General features: G+C 41.3%; 15 protein-coding genes and 1 pseudogene. 4 read left to right on the plus strand and 12 right to left on the minus strand.

What is annotated here, in order from left to right; translation table 11 throughout:
* Positions 1–170: 170 nt before the first annotated feature.
* The 5 genes and pseudogenes from ACQFX9_RS23800 to ACQFX9_RS23820 form a co-directional block, all read right to left on the minus strand.
* A complete protein-coding gene (locus ACQFX9_RS23800) occupies positions 171–911 on the minus strand; it encodes a TVP38/TMEM64 family protein (RefSeq protein WP_427159001.1) in 741 nt (246 codons plus the stop codon).
* Positions 912–961: 50 nt separating this feature from the next.
* The gene (locus ACQFX9_RS23805; RefSeq protein WP_427159003.1) at positions 962–1,702 is read right to left on the minus strand and encodes a TVP38/TMEM64 family protein; all 741 of its coding nucleotides are present in this window, start codon (positions 1,700–1,702) and stop codon (positions 962–964) included.
* A 274-nt stretch (positions 1,703–1,976) separates the two neighbouring features.
* Positions 1,977–2,345: an aspartyl protease gene (locus ACQFX9_RS23810; RefSeq protein ID WP_427159005.1), complete on the minus strand. Its 369-nt coding sequence runs from the start codon at positions 2,343–2,345 to the stop codon at positions 1,977–1,979.
* Complete coding sequence (locus ACQFX9_RS23815) at positions 2,342–2,659, minus strand: hypothetical protein (protein WP_427159007.1); 318 nt, start codon at positions 2,657–2,659, stop codon at positions 2,342–2,344. The genes ACQFX9_RS23810 and ACQFX9_RS23815 overlap by 4 nt, the downstream gene beginning before the upstream one ends.
* Positions 2,660–2,816: 157 nt before the next feature.
* Positions 2,817–3,044: pseudogene (locus tag ACQFX9_RS23820) on the minus strand (hypothetical protein).
* Between the two features lie 83 nt (positions 3,045–3,127).
* Here ACQFX9_RS23820 and ACQFX9_RS23825 point away from each other — a divergent pair.
* Positions 3,128–4,534: an ATP-binding protein gene (locus ACQFX9_RS23825; RefSeq protein ID WP_427159008.1), complete on the plus strand. Its 1,407-nt coding sequence runs from the start codon at positions 3,128–3,130 to the stop codon at positions 4,532–4,534.
* A 91-nt stretch (positions 4,535–4,625) separates the two neighbouring features.
* Here the strand turns inward: ACQFX9_RS23825 and ACQFX9_RS23830 are convergent, their stop codons facing one another.
* The 5 genes from ACQFX9_RS23830 to psbH form a co-directional block, all read right to left on the minus strand.
* Positions 4,626–7,097, minus strand: a complete 2,472-nt coding sequence (locus tag ACQFX9_RS23830; protein ID WP_103137515.1) for an ATP-dependent Clp protease ATP-binding subunit — start codon at positions 7,095–7,097, stop codon at positions 4,626–4,628.
* Positions 7,098–7,938: 841 nt separating this feature from the next.
* A complete protein-coding gene (locus ACQFX9_RS23835; protein ID WP_427159010.1) occupies positions 7,939–8,298 on the minus strand; it encodes a hypothetical protein in 360 nt (119 codons plus the stop codon).
* 93 nt (positions 8,299–8,391) lie between these two features.
* Entirely contained in the window at positions 8,392–9,033 is a 642-nt protein-coding gene (pth, locus tag ACQFX9_RS23840; RefSeq protein WP_427159011.1) for an aminoacyl-tRNA hydrolase, read from the minus strand.
* A gap of 30 nt (positions 9,034–9,063) precedes the next feature.
* Complete coding sequence (locus ACQFX9_RS23845; RefSeq protein WP_427159013.1) at positions 9,064–9,336, minus strand: TatA/E family twin arginine-targeting protein translocase; 273 nt, start codon at positions 9,334–9,336, stop codon at positions 9,064–9,066.
* 298 nt (positions 9,337–9,634) lie between these two features.
* Positions 9,635–9,838 carry a photosystem II reaction center phosphoprotein PsbH gene (gene psbH / locus ACQFX9_RS23850; RefSeq protein WP_236145273.1) on the minus strand — a complete coding sequence of 68 codons (204 nt, stop codon included), beginning with the start codon at positions 9,836–9,838 and terminating at the stop codon, positions 9,635–9,637.
* 85 nt (positions 9,839–9,923) lie between these two features.
* On the opposite strand from psbH, the gene psbN reads away from it, so the two are divergent.
* The gene (psbN, locus tag ACQFX9_RS23855; protein WP_103137511.1) at positions 9,924–10,055 is read left to right on the plus strand and encodes a photosystem II reaction center protein PsbN; all 132 of its coding nucleotides are present in this window, start codon (positions 9,924–9,926) and stop codon (positions 10,053–10,055) included.
* 171 nt (positions 10,056–10,226) lie between these two features.
* On the opposite strand, the gene ACQFX9_RS23860 is transcribed toward psbN, so the two are convergent.
* On the minus strand, positions 10,227–13,409 hold the full coding sequence (locus ACQFX9_RS23860; RefSeq protein WP_427159015.1) for an alpha-mannosidase: 3,183 nt from the start codon (positions 13,407–13,409) through the stop codon (positions 10,227–10,229).
* 140 nt (positions 13,410–13,549) lie between these two features.
* Here ACQFX9_RS23860 and ACQFX9_RS23865 point away from each other — a divergent pair, with 140 nt between their 5' ends.
* Both ACQFX9_RS23865 and ACQFX9_RS23870 read left to right on the plus strand, forming a co-directional pair.
* Complete coding sequence (locus ACQFX9_RS23865; RefSeq protein WP_427159016.1) at positions 13,550–15,061, plus strand: hypothetical protein; 1,512 nt, start codon at positions 13,550–13,552, stop codon at positions 15,059–15,061.
* A 143-nt stretch (positions 15,062–15,204) separates the two neighbouring features.
* Entirely contained in the window at positions 15,205–15,498 is a 294-nt protein-coding gene (locus tag ACQFX9_RS23870) for a hypothetical protein (protein WP_427159018.1), read from the plus strand.
* A 148-nt stretch (positions 15,499–15,646) separates the two neighbouring features.
* Here ACQFX9_RS23870 and ACQFX9_RS23875 read toward each other — a convergent pair whose 3' ends face one another.
* A complete protein-coding gene (locus ACQFX9_RS23875; RefSeq protein WP_427159020.1) occupies positions 15,647–16,354 on the minus strand; it encodes an HAD family hydrolase in 708 nt (235 codons plus the stop codon).
* Positions 16,355–16,439 lie beyond the last annotated feature (85 nt).

Below are 16,439 nucleotides of genomic sequence, written 5' to 3' on the forward strand. Positions count from 1 at the left end.
GTCAATGGTCAATGGTCATTAGTCATTAGTCATTAGTCATTAGTCATTAGTCATTACTCAGCACTCATTAGTTTTTCCGGCTGACTTCATATTTATTTCCCAGTCCCTAATCCCCAGTCCCCAGTCCCCAGTCCCCAGTCCCCAGTCCCCAGTCCCCAGTCCCCAACCCTCTACGAAATTTCTTCTTCTAAGGCTTTTTGAGCAATGCGGGTGACGTAGATGGTGACGGCGACGGTAGCGATAAAACCCACGATGCGAATTATCCATTGTGCTGTAGGGTTGGTGGGTTGACCTTCAGTCCCAATCATAGCGAGGTTTCCGGCGAGCGAACCAATGTAAACGTACATGATCGTTCCGGGAATCATGCCCACAGAGCCAATAAAATAGTCAGTAAGTGAAACCCCTGTAATTCCGAAGGCGTAATTTAAGAGATTAAACGGGAATATGGGGGAAAGTCGGGTTAACAGAACAATTTTTAAACCCTCTCTGCCCACAGCCCTGTCAATGGCGGCAAATTTTTTGTTATCAGCGATTTTCTTGGCTACCCAACCCCGTGCTAGATAACGTCCCACCAAGAAAGCAGCCGTCGCCCCCAAAGTTGCACCAATGAAGACATAAATTGCACCCCAAACTACGCCAAACACCACACCAGCACCCAAGGTGAGGATTGAGCCAGGTAAGAAAGCAACAGTAGCAATTATATATAGTGCAATAAAAGCGATCGCGCCGACTGTTCCCAAACTATCAATCCACTGCAAAGCCTGACGTAAAAGAGTTTGAGGATTCCAGAGATTAACGTCATTTGTAACTTGAGCTACAGCAAAATCTGTATTTACCAACCCAGAAATTGCCACTATCAAACATAGTAAACTAAATAATCTAACAGTCTTGTAATTAAATATATTTCCCATTAATTTATTATCCTATAAATCTTTTCCCCCTGCCCCCTGCCCCCTGCCCTCTACCTCTTCCCCTCTCCCTCCATCACCATACTTTTCGCTAGAGCTTTTTGAGCAATTTTAGTTACATATATAGTGACACCAACAGTAGCAATTAAACCGATAATTTGCATTGACAACTGTAGCATTTTAGCTTCTGGTGTAACTTGTTGATGAGTATTATCTAGAGTTGCCAAATCAGTAGCTAAAGACCCGATATAAACATACATCACAGTTCCCGGCAAAATTCCTAAAGAACCTAAAATATAGTCTTTGAGAGAAATTTGTGTAACTCCAAAGGCGTAATTCAATAAGTTGAAAGGAAAGATAGGTGATAATCGAGTCAACAAAACTATTTTCCAGCCCTCTTGAGCTACTGCTTGATCAATTGCTTTAAATTTAGGATATTTTTCTAGTAGACGAGCCACCCAATCGCGTGAGCAATATCTGCCGATGATAAAAGCTAAAGTTGCACCCATAAGGGCAGCAATTAATACATAAATTGAACCCCAAACAACGCCAAATAAACATCCTGCTTTTAGCGTTAATAAAGAGCCGGGGATAAATAATAATGTCGCTAAATTGTAAATAATTATATAGGCGATCGCTCCCCAAACACCCAAACTATTAACCCTAGCGACGAGCGTTTGTAAAATGCCTGGAAAGTTAAATTGTTTAGCAGCGATAATTAAGAGGACTACCGAAATAAATAACAGCAGCAGTTTGAGCTTACCATTGAATCGCGGTTGATACTTGGGAATCATGGGATGACCTAAGTGTTACTGTCTCTATCCAATAATTAAAGGTAATATTGAGTAAAACACCCGAAAAGTCTAGGATTCCTGAATTTTCAGGTTTTTATTACCCCTTTCACTAGGATAAGCCACTTAGATGAGAAATAGCTGAAGACAGGATAAATCAACTGTTCATGTTTATCGTAGCTGATCGAAATGTTGCGTGCGATCGCACTACTCCACTAACAGCGACACCTACAGTTAACTAACACACAAACTCTACTCAAAACTGATTAACCGACCTTCACCCCAATGTTAATATTCCATCGGGAAAGTTCACAGATAAAGGCAATATTTTCAACCACTGTAATCCCAAAAGAGGCTCAGGTAATCCATCAGCAGCTAAGACAGAAATAATGTAATCCTGTCCGTCTAATCTCACTTTACCTTCATATATATTAAAGAAAGCTTCACCTCTGGCCATTTGCATAATGCTATTGCGTTGAATTAATGGCCATCCTAAACTTTCAGCATCTTGTATATCAAGTGCCAACCAACCAGATGTAAATCCTGTGTCTAATAAAACTTCAATAGGATAGCTATCTTCATCACTCGAAATAACCTCTATATCAAAAATTAGCTCCCCAATATCACCAAACCTCCCTGAAATCATATCCGTCCACAAATACCTGTTTCATTGAGACGGAATGTAACAAGCCAACCAGTAGGATATTTTTGGCGTGCTTTTTTGTCAGCCATATTTTCATCAGGATCAATAAAATAATCACCACTGTTTGGTTCAATCACAATAAACGAGTTATAGTGTTCATCTATTAATTGTGGACAAACTTGATCAAAAACAACACGCGCTTTTTGTCCACGAGAATTTTTTTCAGCTTCCCGCCTAGCTAACTCTTCCTCTGGAATTGTAAATTCTGGAAATATTCTCCCTAGTTGACGGCGGCGAACAGGTTTTGTATTAGTCATAATTCACCAGGCCTCATTTTTGAAATTAAGGGTAATTGCTGACTTGTGTTGATCGTAGTTTATCAAAATTTTTCGTGCGATCGCACTATCCCACTAACAGTGATACCTACAGTCAGCTACCCTAAAAGCGATCGTACACCATAATCCATTTCTCCAGTTAAAATAATTCCGTAGCTACTAGCCTACCTTCAACTGGCTCATACTCATCTTCTAGTAAGCATAACTTAGGTTCTTTCTAACTATTACTAGAAAATACAAGCTTATCACTCTGTTTTGGATCATAAATTTGAAAGTTTCGCTCACTGTCGCACAGTAATAAAAGAATATATGGTGGCGATAGCATCAGATCAATCCATACTTCTGTAAATTCCCAATTATTCGCCATCTCAAAAAGATTAGCTCTTTTAATGGCTAAGTTCTTATATCATGTTTACTCTTGATTCTGATATAATTTATACTTTATGATAAATGTCTGTCAAACAAATTATTATGTCAATTCAAGTAGAAAAAATTAATTCTACACAAGTTAATCAGATTCTATCATCGGAAGAAAGCCACTTTTTAGATTTGAAGTCAATAGATATCAAGCCTGCTAAACTAAGTCACTCTATATCTGCTTTTGCAAACGCTAGTGGTGGTGAACTTTATATAGGAATTGATGAAGTTGAAACTGATGGGGTTAAACAACGTATATGGCGTGGATTTTCTGATCAAGAAGCTGCCAATGGACATTTGCAAATTTTTGAGGATTTATTTCCTCTGGGTCAAGACTATAACTACATTTTCTTGTCCTGTGATGATTGTGTGGGTTTGGTTCTTCAAGTAAATATTAATAAAACGCGAGAAATAGTTAAAGCGTCGGACAATACTGTATATTTGCGACGTAGCGCACAAAACTTACCGCAGAAGACAGAGGAGAAACTTGCAAGACTCAGACTTGACAAGGGTATAGAGTCTTTTGAGAAATCTACAGTTGATGCTGATCTAGAATCTATTATCAACTCTCTTCCTCTTATTAATTTTATGCGTTGTGTAATACCATCAGCAAAGCCAGAAAATTGGTTAAAAAAGCAGCAGTTGATTATCAATGGAAAACCAACTGTTGCTGGTATCCTTCTTTTTGATGAAGAGCCACAAGCCTTACTTCCAAAAAGATGTGGAATTAAGATTTATAGATATAAGACTGCCGATGCAGAAGGATCAAGAGAGAATTTGGCTTTTGATCCAATAACTATTGAGGGCTGCTTATATGAGCAAATTATTACATCTGTAAATAAGACTAAAGAGATAGTTGAAGAGATTCCGAAATTGGAGGGAGGAAAGTTAAAACACATCAAATATCCAGATGAAGTATTACACGAAATTATTACTAATGCGGTACTTCATAGAGACTATAGTATTTTAAAAGATGTTCAAATTCGTATCTTTGATAATCGCATAGAAATTGAAAGTCCCGGTAGATTACCGGGACACATAACAGTAAGTAATATTTTGAGAGAGCAGTTTGCAAGGAATGGGACAATAGTTCGCCTTATTAATAAGTTTCCCGAAGCACCTAATAAAGATGTAGGTGAGGGCTTAAATACAGCCTTTCAAGCGATGACTCGTCTTAGACTTAAAGTTCCGATTATCACTGAAAATGAAAACTCAGTATTAGTTTATATTCGGCACGAACCTCTTGCTTCTATTGAGTCAGTAATTATGGAATACTTAGATACCCACGATACTATAACCAACAAAATTGCACGAGAAATTGCAAGTGTAAGTTCGGAAAGTACGATCAAAGCAGCATTTAATAGACTTAGAAAGCAAGGATTAATAGAATTAGTACCAGGCACCAAAACTGTTACCTCAGCTTGGCGTAAAGTTCGATAAGTCAGTTGTTAAACAATATAAAAAACGGTAGAGCAATTAACACTCTACCGTTTTCTAATGTTTTATTTGAGAATCAAATCCCAAAGTTTAACTAAGACTCAACGCCTTGGGGTAACAACTCCCGACGCTGTTGAGAACTAACTTGGACATTTCCATTCTCATCAACATCAACTAAGGCGACATCGCCATCTTTGATGCGACCAGACAGAATTTCTTCCGCCAAGCTATCTTCTAACAAGCGCATAATTGCACGGCGTAGTGGTCTTGCACCGTAGCTGGGAGAGTAACCTTCTTGGATGAGGCGGTCTTTGAAGCGATCGCTTACTTCTAAGGTTATACCTTTCTCGGTCAAGCGACCAAATACTTCTTTGAGCATGATGTCCGCGATTTCGGTAACTTCCGCTTTGTTCAATTGACGGAAGACGATAATCTCATCTAGACGGTTGAGGAACTCAGGACGGAAGTATTGTTTGAGTTCTTCGTTGACCAAGTTCTTGATCCGGTTGTATTGGGATTCGCTTTCGTCTTCGCCAAACTCGAAACCAATACCACCGCCACCTTTTTCAATGACTTTAGAACCGATGTTGGAAGTCAAAATCAGCAAGGTGTTCTTGAAGTCAACGGTGCGTCCTTTCGCATCTGTTAACCGACCATCTTCTAAAATTTGCAGCAGCATATTGAAGACATCGGGGTGCGCTTTTTCGATTTCGTCGAACAGCACCACAGTGTAAGGACGACGGCGTACAGCTTCTGTTAATTGTCCGCCTTCGTTATAACCAACGTAACCTGGGGGCGAACCGATCAATTTGCTGACGGTGTGGCGTTCCATGTATTCGGACATATCCAGGCGGATCATTGCTTCTTCTGAACCGAAGAAGTAGGAAGCCAAGGATTTCGCCAACTCGGTTTTACCTACACCAGTCGGCCCGGAGAAGATAAAGCTAGCAATGGGTCGATTGGGATTTTTCAAACCGACACGCGCCCGGCGAATAGCGCGGGAAACTGCTTTGACTGCATCTTCTTGACCGATGAGTCGCTGATGCAAGGTGTCTTCCATGTGCAGCAGTTTCTCAGATTCGGATTCGGTGAGTTTGTTCACCGGTACGCCTGTCCAGGAAGCGACGATGTGGGCGATGTCTTCTTCGGTGACTACGGGTTCTACACCGTCACCGCTTGCACCGTTGGCTTTGCTTTGAGCGATCGCGCGAATTTCGGCTTTGATTTCCATTTCGCGATCGCGCAGTTCCCCGGCTCGATCAAAGTCTTGGGAACGAACAGCATCATCTTTTTCTTTTAAGATTTGGCGCAGTTCTTTATCTAACTCTTTGGCTGCGGGGGGTAGTTGAGAGTTAATTAACCGCACACGAGAACCAGCTTCATCAATCAAGTCGATGGCTTTGTCTGGCAGATAGCGATCGCTAATATAACGATCAGATAATTTCGCCGCCGCCACTAAAGCTTCATCGGAGATTTTCAGTTTGTGGTGTTGCTCGTAGCGATCGCGCAAACCATATAAAATTTCTATTGTTTCATCGACGGAAGGCTCACCCACCATCACTGGTTGGAAGCGACGCTCTAACGCAGCGTCCCGTTCAATGTGCTTGCGGTACTCATCGAGGGTTGTCGCGCCGATGCACTGTAATTCACCTCTGGCCAATGCTGGCTTGAGGATATTTGCTGCATCAATCGCCCCTTCGGCTGCACCTGCACCAATGAGGGTGTGTACTTCGTCTATTACCAGAATTACATTACCCGCTTGTCGAATCTCATCCATGATTTTCTTCAAGCGTTCTTCAAATTCACCCCGGTATTTTGTACCCGCAACCAATAAACCGATGTCTAAGGTGACGACACGCTTGTCTTCTAGGATGTCGGGGACATCCTTATTAGCGATGCGTGTTGCTAGACCTTCGGCGATCGCGGTTTTACCAACCCCAGGTTCACCAATTAATACTGGATTATTTTTTGTCCGGCGACCCAATATTTGAATCACACGCTCGATTTCCTTGGCGCGTCCCACCACGGGATCGAGCTTGTTATCCGTGGCCATTTGGGTCAGGTTCGAGCCAAATTCATCCAATGTTGGTGTTTTAGTGCGCCCAGATGAACCGGTCGCTGAAACCTCGGCGGTTTCTCCCAACATCCGAATGACTTGGGTTCTGACCTTCGATAGATCCACCCCCAGGTTTTCTAGCACCCTGGCTGCCACACCTTCCCCTTCCCGGATCAGGCCCAACAGCAGATGCTCGGTGCCAATGTAGTTATGCCCTAATTGGCGCGCTTCTTCTAGGGATAGTTCCAGAACCCGCTTTGCCCGTGGCGTAAACGGAATTTCCACGGCCACAAAGCCCGAACCCCGGCCTATGATTTTTTCTACTTCAATGCGGGCATCTTTGAGATTGACACCCATCGATTTCAGCACCTTGGCCGCAACTCCCGTGCCTTCCCCAATCAGACCCAGGAGGATCTGCTCGGTTCCAACGAAGTTGTGACCTAAACGGCGGGCCTCTTCTTGGGCCAGCATGATTACCTTAATGGCTTTTTCTGTGAAGCGTTCAAACATGGCATTTTTCCCATCACCTGCGTCGTGCCGGTACGCTGATTTTAGCACAGGCTAATCGGCTGGATGCCTGTATAAAGATATTAAACATCCAGGAATTATCACCCAAGCTGATGGGTTAACTATTATTTAGTTATTGCTTCTTATATGGCTGCTGTACTGAGGAGTTTGAATTTATCAGCATTTTCAGGCTTGACTGATATACAGCAGGCTACCAAGTTGAAAATCTAATTAGACAGTCACAAATATTTATTGTTAACACAAGTTGCCATCCACAGTCAAACTTTTTGAGAAAAATATATATTATTTAAAATAATTTAACTAATAACATTAAATATTTTAATCATTAAAATCGGACAAAATTTAAATTTTTCTCATTAACCCAGAGATGGGATCAACAACAGCATCATCGGTTATTTAGTAGCTACTTCCCATCAAGGAATAACAATCATTGTTAATTGTCGAGGCGATTAGTTGGAATTAATCAACAATAAATAGTATCGAGGTCTTGATTGTAAAAATTGTTATGCTTGGGAGTTTAAAATACAGAAAGCAGAATAATTACAGAATAACAGATAACTTTGATACAAAATGCTCAAAATAACTTAATAGTTATAGGAATCCGCTTTGATTCCTGAAATTATTTGCGTAGGGAGGGAACAGGGAACAGGGAACGGGAAAGAAGGAATCAAAGTGTACCGAGTTTTTTTCAAAAATCAAATAGGAATCCTATATTTGCCCTACACAGGATGTGAGATTAGCCTCAAAATTACTGTAGAGACGCGATGAATCACGTCTCTACAGAGCAAGTATTTATAGTTATTGCTATCTAATATAGTCTTAGCTAAATGCTGCGATAAATTATAGAAATTATCAGACCGATACAACCCAAGATTCCCGATGGAATAGTGATAATTCCACCCCAAGCACCAAGAAATACCATTCCTGTAACCAACTCTTCCATCTGGGGATTGTCAGGACATTTATACGATATGCCAACACCTTTCTCATGGTGACAACCAAAGCGTTGAATTAAAATTGAGCCTATCCAGCCGATAACTAGCGGAAAAATACCGTAGAGAATGCAAATACCGAGCAGGACTAGCTGCCAACTCACTGCTAGAGAATAGTATAAGGCGATCGCAGCTAGCCCTGGCCCAAACAGCAGCAGTAACCATAGACAAAGCGGGTAAACAATAGCCATAGATATAGTAGTCTACCTAAAATGTGGGTCAATAAGTGACTACCGCTTTTGTCCATCAAGTTCCGCAGATGTTGGTTGAGGCTTACCAGCAATTTAAGACTGAGAAACCTCAATAGTCCGACTATTACAACGGTTCATAGCCTTTTCCACTCCTTGTTTAAGGCTCAGTTCTACACACTCAACCACAAACTGGAGTACGAGAGACATTTGTTGAGATTCGGCGGCGGTAAATTTTCCTAAAACATAGGAAACAGTCTCTGAGTTATCGTTACTAGCAGCATTTTTGGGTTTACCAATACCAATGCGTAAGCGAGGGAAATTTTGCGTATTGAGATGAGCGATCGCACTCTTCATCCCATTATGTCCCCCAGCCGAGCCAGATAAACGCAAACGCGTCTTTCCCAAAGGCAAATCCATATCATCATAGATTACCAACACCGACTCAGGCGGCAACTTGTACCAACTTGTCACGGCTTGTATAGACTGTCCTGAGCGATTCATATAAGTTAAAGGCTTAAGCAGGCGGATTTTGTAGCCTCCTGGTGCAGTTCCTTCGCCAAATTCACCCTGAAATTTGCGATTTTCTGCCAAGGAAATGTGCCAAGCACGAGCTAGCGCATCCACAGCCCCAAAGCCGATATTATGGCGAGTTTGGTCATATTTAGGCTCTGGATTCCCCAACCCAACAATGAGTTGAGGAATCACTAAAGCCTGTGGCGTAACAACTTCTGTCATGTTCTTTGTCAATCAATTCGCAGCAGTTATTTAAGCGGCTGGAGAAGAACCAGCACTATCATGCTCCGATTTAACTCCCTCAATTTGCTTAGACTCAAGTTCCGCAGTTGTTTTCACAGCCTGTTCCAACTGTTCAGCCTCCCGCTTAAATTCACTTTGAAACTCATTAGAAGCCTCTTGAAAACCGCGAATTGCCTTTCCCAAACTCTTGCCAATCTCTGGTAACTTCTTAGGGCCAAAGACTAACAACGCCACAACCATAATCAAAGCCATTTCCGGTAAACCAATACCAAAAATATTCACGCGGTTTCTCCTCAGTAATTTAATAATGTGTATCTATTTTGGGAATGGGGAATGGGGCATAGGGAATAGGGCATGGGGCATAGGGCATGGGGCATAGGGTATGGGGTAAAAAATTCTACCTTGTCCACTTTGTCCACCTTGTCCCCATTTTCCCAATTCCCCATTCCCAATGCCCAATGCCCCATTCCCAATTCCCCCACCTATTAAGACTAACTTTTTCAGGAGCAAAGGCACAAAAAAACCCGGATAAACCGGGTGTGTGTTTTTTGGTATGACAGCTTAGTTGCTGTATGTGCGATTAGCCACCTAAGCTACGCCAGTCAACCAAGACATCTTGAATGATGATTGACTTGTTGTAAAGTTGCAGAATAATCAGCAAAAACACGAAGAATAGCCCCATAAAAATAGCCATTACAGGAGTTGTTCCCCAGCCAGGAGCTACTTTACCATACTCAGAATTTAAAGGTCGCAGGATATCTCCCAACCTAGTCCGTTGTGCCATAGTTCACCTAAGATTAGTTGCCAAAGCTTTTTTTAATCTTCTGTAATATTCTATAAGAATACCACTCATCATCTATAAAACACTTATGGAACCCGCAATAGTTCTTATCATTTCTGTAGCCGCCGCCGTTATAGGCATTACAGGGTTTGGAATTTATACCGCTTTTGGCCCACCAAGCAAGGAATTGGCTGATCCTTTCGAGGATCATGAAGATTAGGGAATGGGGAATAGGGAATGGGGCATGGGGACGAGGTAGAATTTATTTCTCAACTCAGCACCGGGTCAACGCCCCGCTACCGTTAACAGCACTCAAATCAATTCAAAATTCAACATAGCCTACGGCAAGGCTTGCGCCTACAAAATTCAAAATTAAAGAATTGATTACTCATTACTCAGCACTCAGCATATGAAAACTGACGATTTTCCCTGGTGGGATTGTGGATTTTTGTTGCTGAGATGAGAATTCTGTGGTGGGATGTTCTAACAGGTCTACTGGTTCACCTAGTGTCAGACCTAAATCACTCTGTAAATATAACTCGGCTGTTGTTCCTTGAGACTCATAACACCTAAGAATCAGTTTCTCTGGTTCATCTTCAGATAATTTCACAGCCATTAAAATTAGATTTGCGGCTGATAAGTCTAAGAAACTGACTCTATCTTGGTGAGGGAGTTGGGAATGGGGGGTTGAAACAGGGGAGTGATGATTGGAATCAAATATTATTTGCAAGGGGATATTTAACTCATAGCCGTGTCTTACTGTCTGAGCTGTTTCCCAGCTACCAGCGTGTGGATACACAGCATAGGTAAATTCGTGTAAGCCTCGGTCGGCTTGTAGGTCAGGCCAATGAGGGCTGCGTAGGAGGGTGAGACGTAATTGTTCTGGGTTGGCATCGTAGCCATATTTACAATCATTGAGCAAGCTAACACCGTAAATACCCTCGTTAGTGGTTGCTGTTAAATCAGCCCAACGTAGGGCGGGAACTTCCCATTTGGCTTTAGCTTGTGGGGTTTCGGGTTGGGTGGGACGACGAATTGCGCCACAGGGAATTTCGTAGGTAGCAAAGTCAGATTTTATATTTAAGGGAAAAGCGGCTTTGACTAAAACTTGATTTTCTTGCCAATTCACCTTAGAGGTTATTTTCAATAAGGGTGAACCTGCTGTCAAAATATAATCTTGAGAAAATTCTGAATTTCCCAACTGACGGACAACACGCACACGACTTTGAACTAGTCCTTGTTCTATCCAGGTAATAGATTTAAGGTGGGTGGCGGGTAGAGGATGTTGGCTGTAATTGGGGTCTATGTTCCAAGCGTCCCAATATTGTCCACTGTCTTTAAAGCCTTGTAATTGATTGCCTGCACCGTTTAAGATTTCCCGTTGATGGGTTTTGTCAAAGACACTTGATAAATCTCCTGTGTCGGGGTCTACGATAACTCGCAGATATTCGTTTTCTAGAATGAATTCTGTGGGTGTGGGAGATGTGGGAGATATATAAGATGTGGGGGAAAGCCAAAAGAGGCGATAACCTACGGGGGGAATATCGGTGGCGAGGAAGAGTAGGGTTGAAGGTGCAGATAATTGAGAGAGGAGTTGTTTTCCTGTAGAGTCGTAAACTTGGTATTGTTGATGGGCTGTGGGTAAGGTGAGAGAGACTACCTCAGAACGTTGCCAGTTCAGAGAATTGAAAACAAAAATTGGTAAGCTGTCGGGATGTGGTGGCTGTGGTAGGGTAAAGTGGGATGCGATCGCCTGTAATGATTCCTGTAATATCTTCGTTCCTACTTGCTCAACTTGTTGCCACTCTGGTAAAGCATCTACATAAACTTGGGTAATGGAAGAACCTGGTAAAATATCGTGAAATTGGTTAAATAACACTTGTTTCCAAGCAGTTTCTATCGCTGATTTGGGATAATCCACACCACAAATCACCTTAGCGAAACTCGCAAACAATTCCGCTTGATAAAGTAAATTTTCACTACTCCGATTCCAGCGTTTTTGGTCAGCATGGGTAGTATAACAACCGCGATGGAATTCTAAATATAGTTCGTCGTTCCAAATTGGGAATTGGGGACTGGGGACTGGGGACTGGGGAAGAGAATTTTTCCCTTGCTCCTCTGCCCCCTGCCCCCTGCCCCCTGCCTCAATCTGCTGGAGATACTTTTCGGCTGTGATAAATTCTAAATCTGGGAAGAAGGGCGAAGTCTGCCAGCGTCGGGCGATTTCTAACATATCACGGGTGGGGCCGCCGCCGTGGTCGCCAATGCCAGGAAGCCACAGGGACGCGGTTAAGTTGGTTTGGTTGAGCCATTCTAAAGAATAGTTTGCCATTTTTATGGGGTCGATACCTTCACCAACAGGTGCAGACATATAACTAAATACTTGACTACCGTCAGGCGATCGCCACCAAAAAGCCCCATAATCAAATTTATTAGTGTCGTTCCACCTTAGTTTTTGGGTGACAAAGTATTTAATGCCGGCTTGCTGTAAAAACTGCGGTAAGGTGGCACAAAAACCAAAGGTGTCAGGAACCCAAACTACATTTGTCAGTTTGCCGAATTTTTCTTGAGTGTAGCGTTGACCATACAATAACTGACGGACTAAAGATTCCCCAGATAGTAAGTTTAAATCTGGTTCTACCCAAAAACCGCCGACAACTTCCCAAACGCCAGCGATGACTTTTTGTTGAATTTTTTCAAATAAATCTGGTCGATTTTCTTCTACCCAAGCGTAAAGGGACGGGCTGGAATGACAGAAAATTAATTCGGGAAAATCTTGTTGTAATTTTAAGACTGACTCAAAGGTGTTTTGGGCTGCATTCCAAGTTTCACTGACAGGCCACAGCCATGCTAAGTCTAAATGGGCGTGTCCTAGTAGGTAGATTTTATCTAGGAATGGGGATGTTTGCAGATGATTAATTAACTGTTGGCGTAGGGTGATGAGAGTTTCTGGTGTGTGGGTGGGGAATTGCTCGATGATGGATGCTAGGGTATCTAGTTTTTCTGGGGCGAATTTTTCGAGATATAGCTGTAATATTGCCAATTCATCGGCGACAAAACCAGGGTCGGGATAATTATAATCTGTTGATTCGTAGATGAGGAGCGATCGCACTAACGCCCCGTCACAATGTCCGGGACTGACTAAGCGCAAAGTTACAGTAAATTCTTCCCCTGGTGTCACCTCTGGACTCAGCAAGATTCTAGGCGCACAATCAAATAAATCCCCTTCTAAGACTAATTCCCCATTTACATAAATTTTGGCTGAGTCTGCCCACCACAACAAAGACAGCCGCAAAGATAACCCCGCCACAGGATACCCGTGTAAATTTTGGGGAACTGTGAATTTTTGGGCTAACCACAATACTTTTTGTCCACCTGTCCAAGCGATGTTACCCTTAGCGTTTAACTCGACAGGTTGCCAATTAGACGAATCCTCTGGGGAAAAAGCAGTAATTTCTCTATTAACTTCTGACTGTAACCAAGTAGACTGAGTATTAACTTGACAGTAATCGCGTAACTGGGCGATCGCATCTGATATTAATTTTTTCTGGGGATAAGATACGGAAGTAGTCATATTGTCGTTAAGATGAAAGCAACTATAATAATTTGGCGTAAATCAAGCGATCATACACAATCAACAAAAAGTCTTTGACTTTTGATTTAAAATCTGGGAGTCTCACAAATTCATCAGGCTCAAATTCACTTTTTATTACCATGTCTTCTGGTCGTTATCAAAGTAGACTCTTTAACACAGTCCACCAGCAGTCCCGGCGGTTAGCATCTCAGTGGGAACAAACCTTCCGGCATTTGCAAGTAGCTACAAAATGGGGTGTGGAAGTATTACTGTATCCTGTATATTTATTTTTGCAATCTACTGATACGGCTATCAAAACGCTGTACTCGAAAGAACCTCCCTCACCACCAAAGTTATCGCCAAATCATAGCGATTTAGCACCAGAAACTTCTCCCCCCGTTGACACACCGATTCAGCACGTACTAGAAGCTGTGCAGAATCTCCCAACTGAAGAAACAAAAGTTAATCAATTACTGCAACCTTTAAAGTTACTGTGGTCGAAATTTTTTCATCATCCCACAAATAACTCTCCACTTCCTCAAACCTTAACCATTCCCCACAAAACTGTACAAAATATTACTCCAAGTAGCCAAAATGATGTTGTCATACATCAACTATCTTTAGTCGGAGGAATTGCCACAGATTTAATTAATCGGCGGTTGGTACTTGTGAGTGTCGAGAACGAAATCTTGGATATTTTAACACCACAACAACAAGCGAAATTATCCAAGAAAATTATTAATGAACTTACTAATTATTTTCCTAACTGGCAGTTACACACAAATCAAAATGAATCCCATTTACTACCACAAATAGAGCGTGTTTTAGATAAATTAACAGGTAAACAAACAGTTGAAATTCACTTACTCAATGGGATAATCAATCAATATTCACTCCAAGCCAGCAAAATTATTACATCTTTAGACACCGCACTTGCTCGATTAGAAGCCAAAACTATTGTTCCCAGCCAAGAAATAGCGAAATTTACACACACTCAAATCAATATCTTTCTCTACGGTAAAGAACAGTTAGCCGCTAGGGGAGAGATTGCTGTAAATGCGGATGATTTAGAAGCACCGAAATTAAATATTGCAGAATTAATTGAAGCAGCAATCAATTACTTTTTTGGTGTAGGTAAGAGTAAAAACTTAAATGTTCCTGGTGCGAGGGGAAAACTTATTTCTGCACAAACATCAGAACAATGGCTAGAGTGGAGTGACTTATATGGTGAAACTCCACAAATTAGAGGAGAAAATACGCCAAATACTCTGATGATTAATCCTGGTATTGCTCCTAGTTCATCAACAGGGTTATCTTGGCAGAATAAACTACCCATTCCACCAACTAAATCTGAGTCTAGTTTAGTGCCACGCCAAAAACAACCCCGCCACCTCACCCGTATTCAGAAAAAATCGGGAAAAATTACTACTAGAAAACAAATAGAAACTTCTATTTCTCCTACTAGTAGTGACATTTACCCTCATCAAGACCCATCAGAAGCAGACTGGATAGAAACTAAACCCACATCAGTCAGCTATGAAAAGCACCCTCTAGAGCAAGTTTTAGAATTTCTAGATCGTGCTATGCTCTGGCTAGAAGAGAAAATTGTGAGAGTTTTTCAATCTTTACAAAGTTTTTGGCGTGGTAAATAATGAGGAGATAAAGGAGAATTCGTGAAATTTGAATTAGAAACCTATATTTCGTTTTTTGTGGTGTAGATATTAATAATTCTTCAAAATAGGGTGAAAGTTATCACTACAAACTAAAATTTTTGACTTTCTTGGGTATTATCTGCGTGAAAATTATTGTTTACTGTAAATACTTCAATTTCAAAAATCCCCTCGATAAACCAAAAATAGAAAACTTTGTGGTAGATTTACCGCAAATTCCCAGAGTTGGTGAAACTATTGTTATAGAGAGAATTTCACCACAAAAGCAATTCGTGATTATTTTTGAATATATTGTCACCGCAGTGCAGTTGAACGCTTCTAAATCTGCTAATGGTGCTGATGCTCAAGTTAATGCTTGTTTAAATCACTGTTGGGAAGGAACGTCAAATTTTAATGTCACTAACTTTTTAGAAAAGTGATATGGGAATTCGATTTTATTTGGAGAAAAAATATAAATATAGATAGTATATGTAGGGTGTGTTACGGCTGTGCAAGAATTTAATAGTGTGGGCAAATAATGTCTAGCCGTAACGCACCGTATATCACAGAATAAAACGGCTTTCGCTTTTAGATTTTGGCTGATAAAGTTGGTACTTTTGATGTCAAAATCATATTTACGGCAGTGCTTAAGTCTGGAACAATGAAATCAGGCTGGTAAAGTTTTAATTGAGTGCGATCGCGAATTCCAGATTCTACAGCCATAACTTGAATATTATGCTTTTTCGCGGCTGCAATATCAGCTTCCGTATCCCCTACCATCCAAGTAGCTGCTGCTGATGGTAATTCTGCTAAAGCTTTAGTCATCAATAAGGGTTTATCGTCAACATCACGGGTTTTGACATAATCGTTACTGAGACAATAACGGCGATTTTCAGGGAAAAACTTACCTAAATCGTATTTTTCAAAAGCATAATCTAATTCTCTCACCCGACGCATCGTCATCACGGCTAAATCAACACCAGCCTCTTGAATTTTTAATAATGCTTCTACTGCACCAGGAACGAGGACATCATACTCAAAGTAAGGTTGTGTATGTACTGTGTTGCGTCGCAGTTGAGAAAATGCTTGTGCTTGTGTCTCGTCCAAACCTGATTTTAAAGCAATTTCCTTTTCGGAAATCCGCGATCGCTTCATTTGCCAAAATTCTGCTTTTTTTAATTCTTTTACAGCCTGTCCTGGACGGCGGATTTCTGCTAAACAAAATTGATAAACGCGATAGTACCTCTCGGAAACATCCATGATGGGGCCGTCGAAGTCGGTAATTAGTCTTAGCATTGGCGGAAGTCTATATTAATTTTTATTAATATTATTTTACTTCTATCTCGAACAATAAAGTAAAAAAAATGAGTATATTTACTCT

This window comes from Aliinostoc sp. HNIBRCY26, assembly GCF_050235535.1.
In the GTDB taxonomy this organism is placed as follows: domain Bacteria; phylum Cyanobacteriota; class Cyanobacteriia; order Cyanobacteriales; family Nostocaceae; genus Trichormus.

Bases quoted from the DNA above. Each gene is read 5' to 3' on its own strand.
- ACQFX9_RS23800 (WP_427159001.1), bottom strand. From the start codon at position 911: ATGGGAAATATATTTAATTACAAGACTGTTAGATTATTTAGTTTACTA.
- ACQFX9_RS23805 (WP_427159003.1), bottom strand. From the start codon at position 1,702: ATGATTCCCAAGTATCAACCGCGATTCAATGGTAAGCTCAAACTGCTG.
- ACQFX9_RS23810 (WP_427159005.1), bottom strand. From the start codon at position 2,345: ATGATTTCAGGGAGGTTTGGTGATATTGGGGAGCTAATTTTTGATATA.
- ACQFX9_RS23815 (WP_427159007.1), bottom strand. From the start codon at position 2,659: ATGACTAATACAAAACCTGTTCGCCGCCGTCAACTAGGGAGAATATTT.
- ACQFX9_RS23825 (WP_427159008.1), top strand. From the start codon at position 3,128: ATGTCTGTCAAACAAATTATTATGTCAATTCAAGTAGAAAAAATTAAT.
- ACQFX9_RS23830 (WP_103137515.1), bottom strand. From the start codon at position 7,097: ATGTTTGAACGCTTCACAGAAAAAGCCATTAAGGTAATCATGCTGGCC.
- ACQFX9_RS23835 (WP_427159010.1), bottom strand. From the start codon at position 8,298: ATGGCTATTGTTTACCCGCTTTGTCTATGGTTACTGCTGCTGTTTGGG.
- pth (WP_427159011.1), bottom strand. From the start codon at position 9,033: ATGACAGAAGTTGTTACGCCACAGGCTTTAGTGATTCCTCAACTCATT.
- psbH (WP_236145273.1), bottom strand. From the start codon at position 9,838: ATGGCACAACGGACTAGGTTGGGAGATATCCTGCGACCTTTAAATTCT.
- psbN (WP_103137511.1), top strand. From the start codon at position 9,924: ATGGAACCCGCAATAGTTCTTATCATTTCTGTAGCCGCCGCCGTTATA.
- ACQFX9_RS23860 (WP_427159015.1), bottom strand. From the start codon at position 13,409: ATGACTACTTCCGTATCTTATCCCCAGAAAAAATTAATATCAGATGCG.
- ACQFX9_RS23865 (WP_427159016.1), top strand. From the start codon at position 13,550: ATGTCTTCTGGTCGTTATCAAAGTAGACTCTTTAACACAGTCCACCAG.
- ACQFX9_RS23875 (WP_427159020.1), bottom strand. From the start codon at position 16,354: ATGCTAAGACTAATTACCGACTTCGACGGCCCCATCATGGATGTTTCC.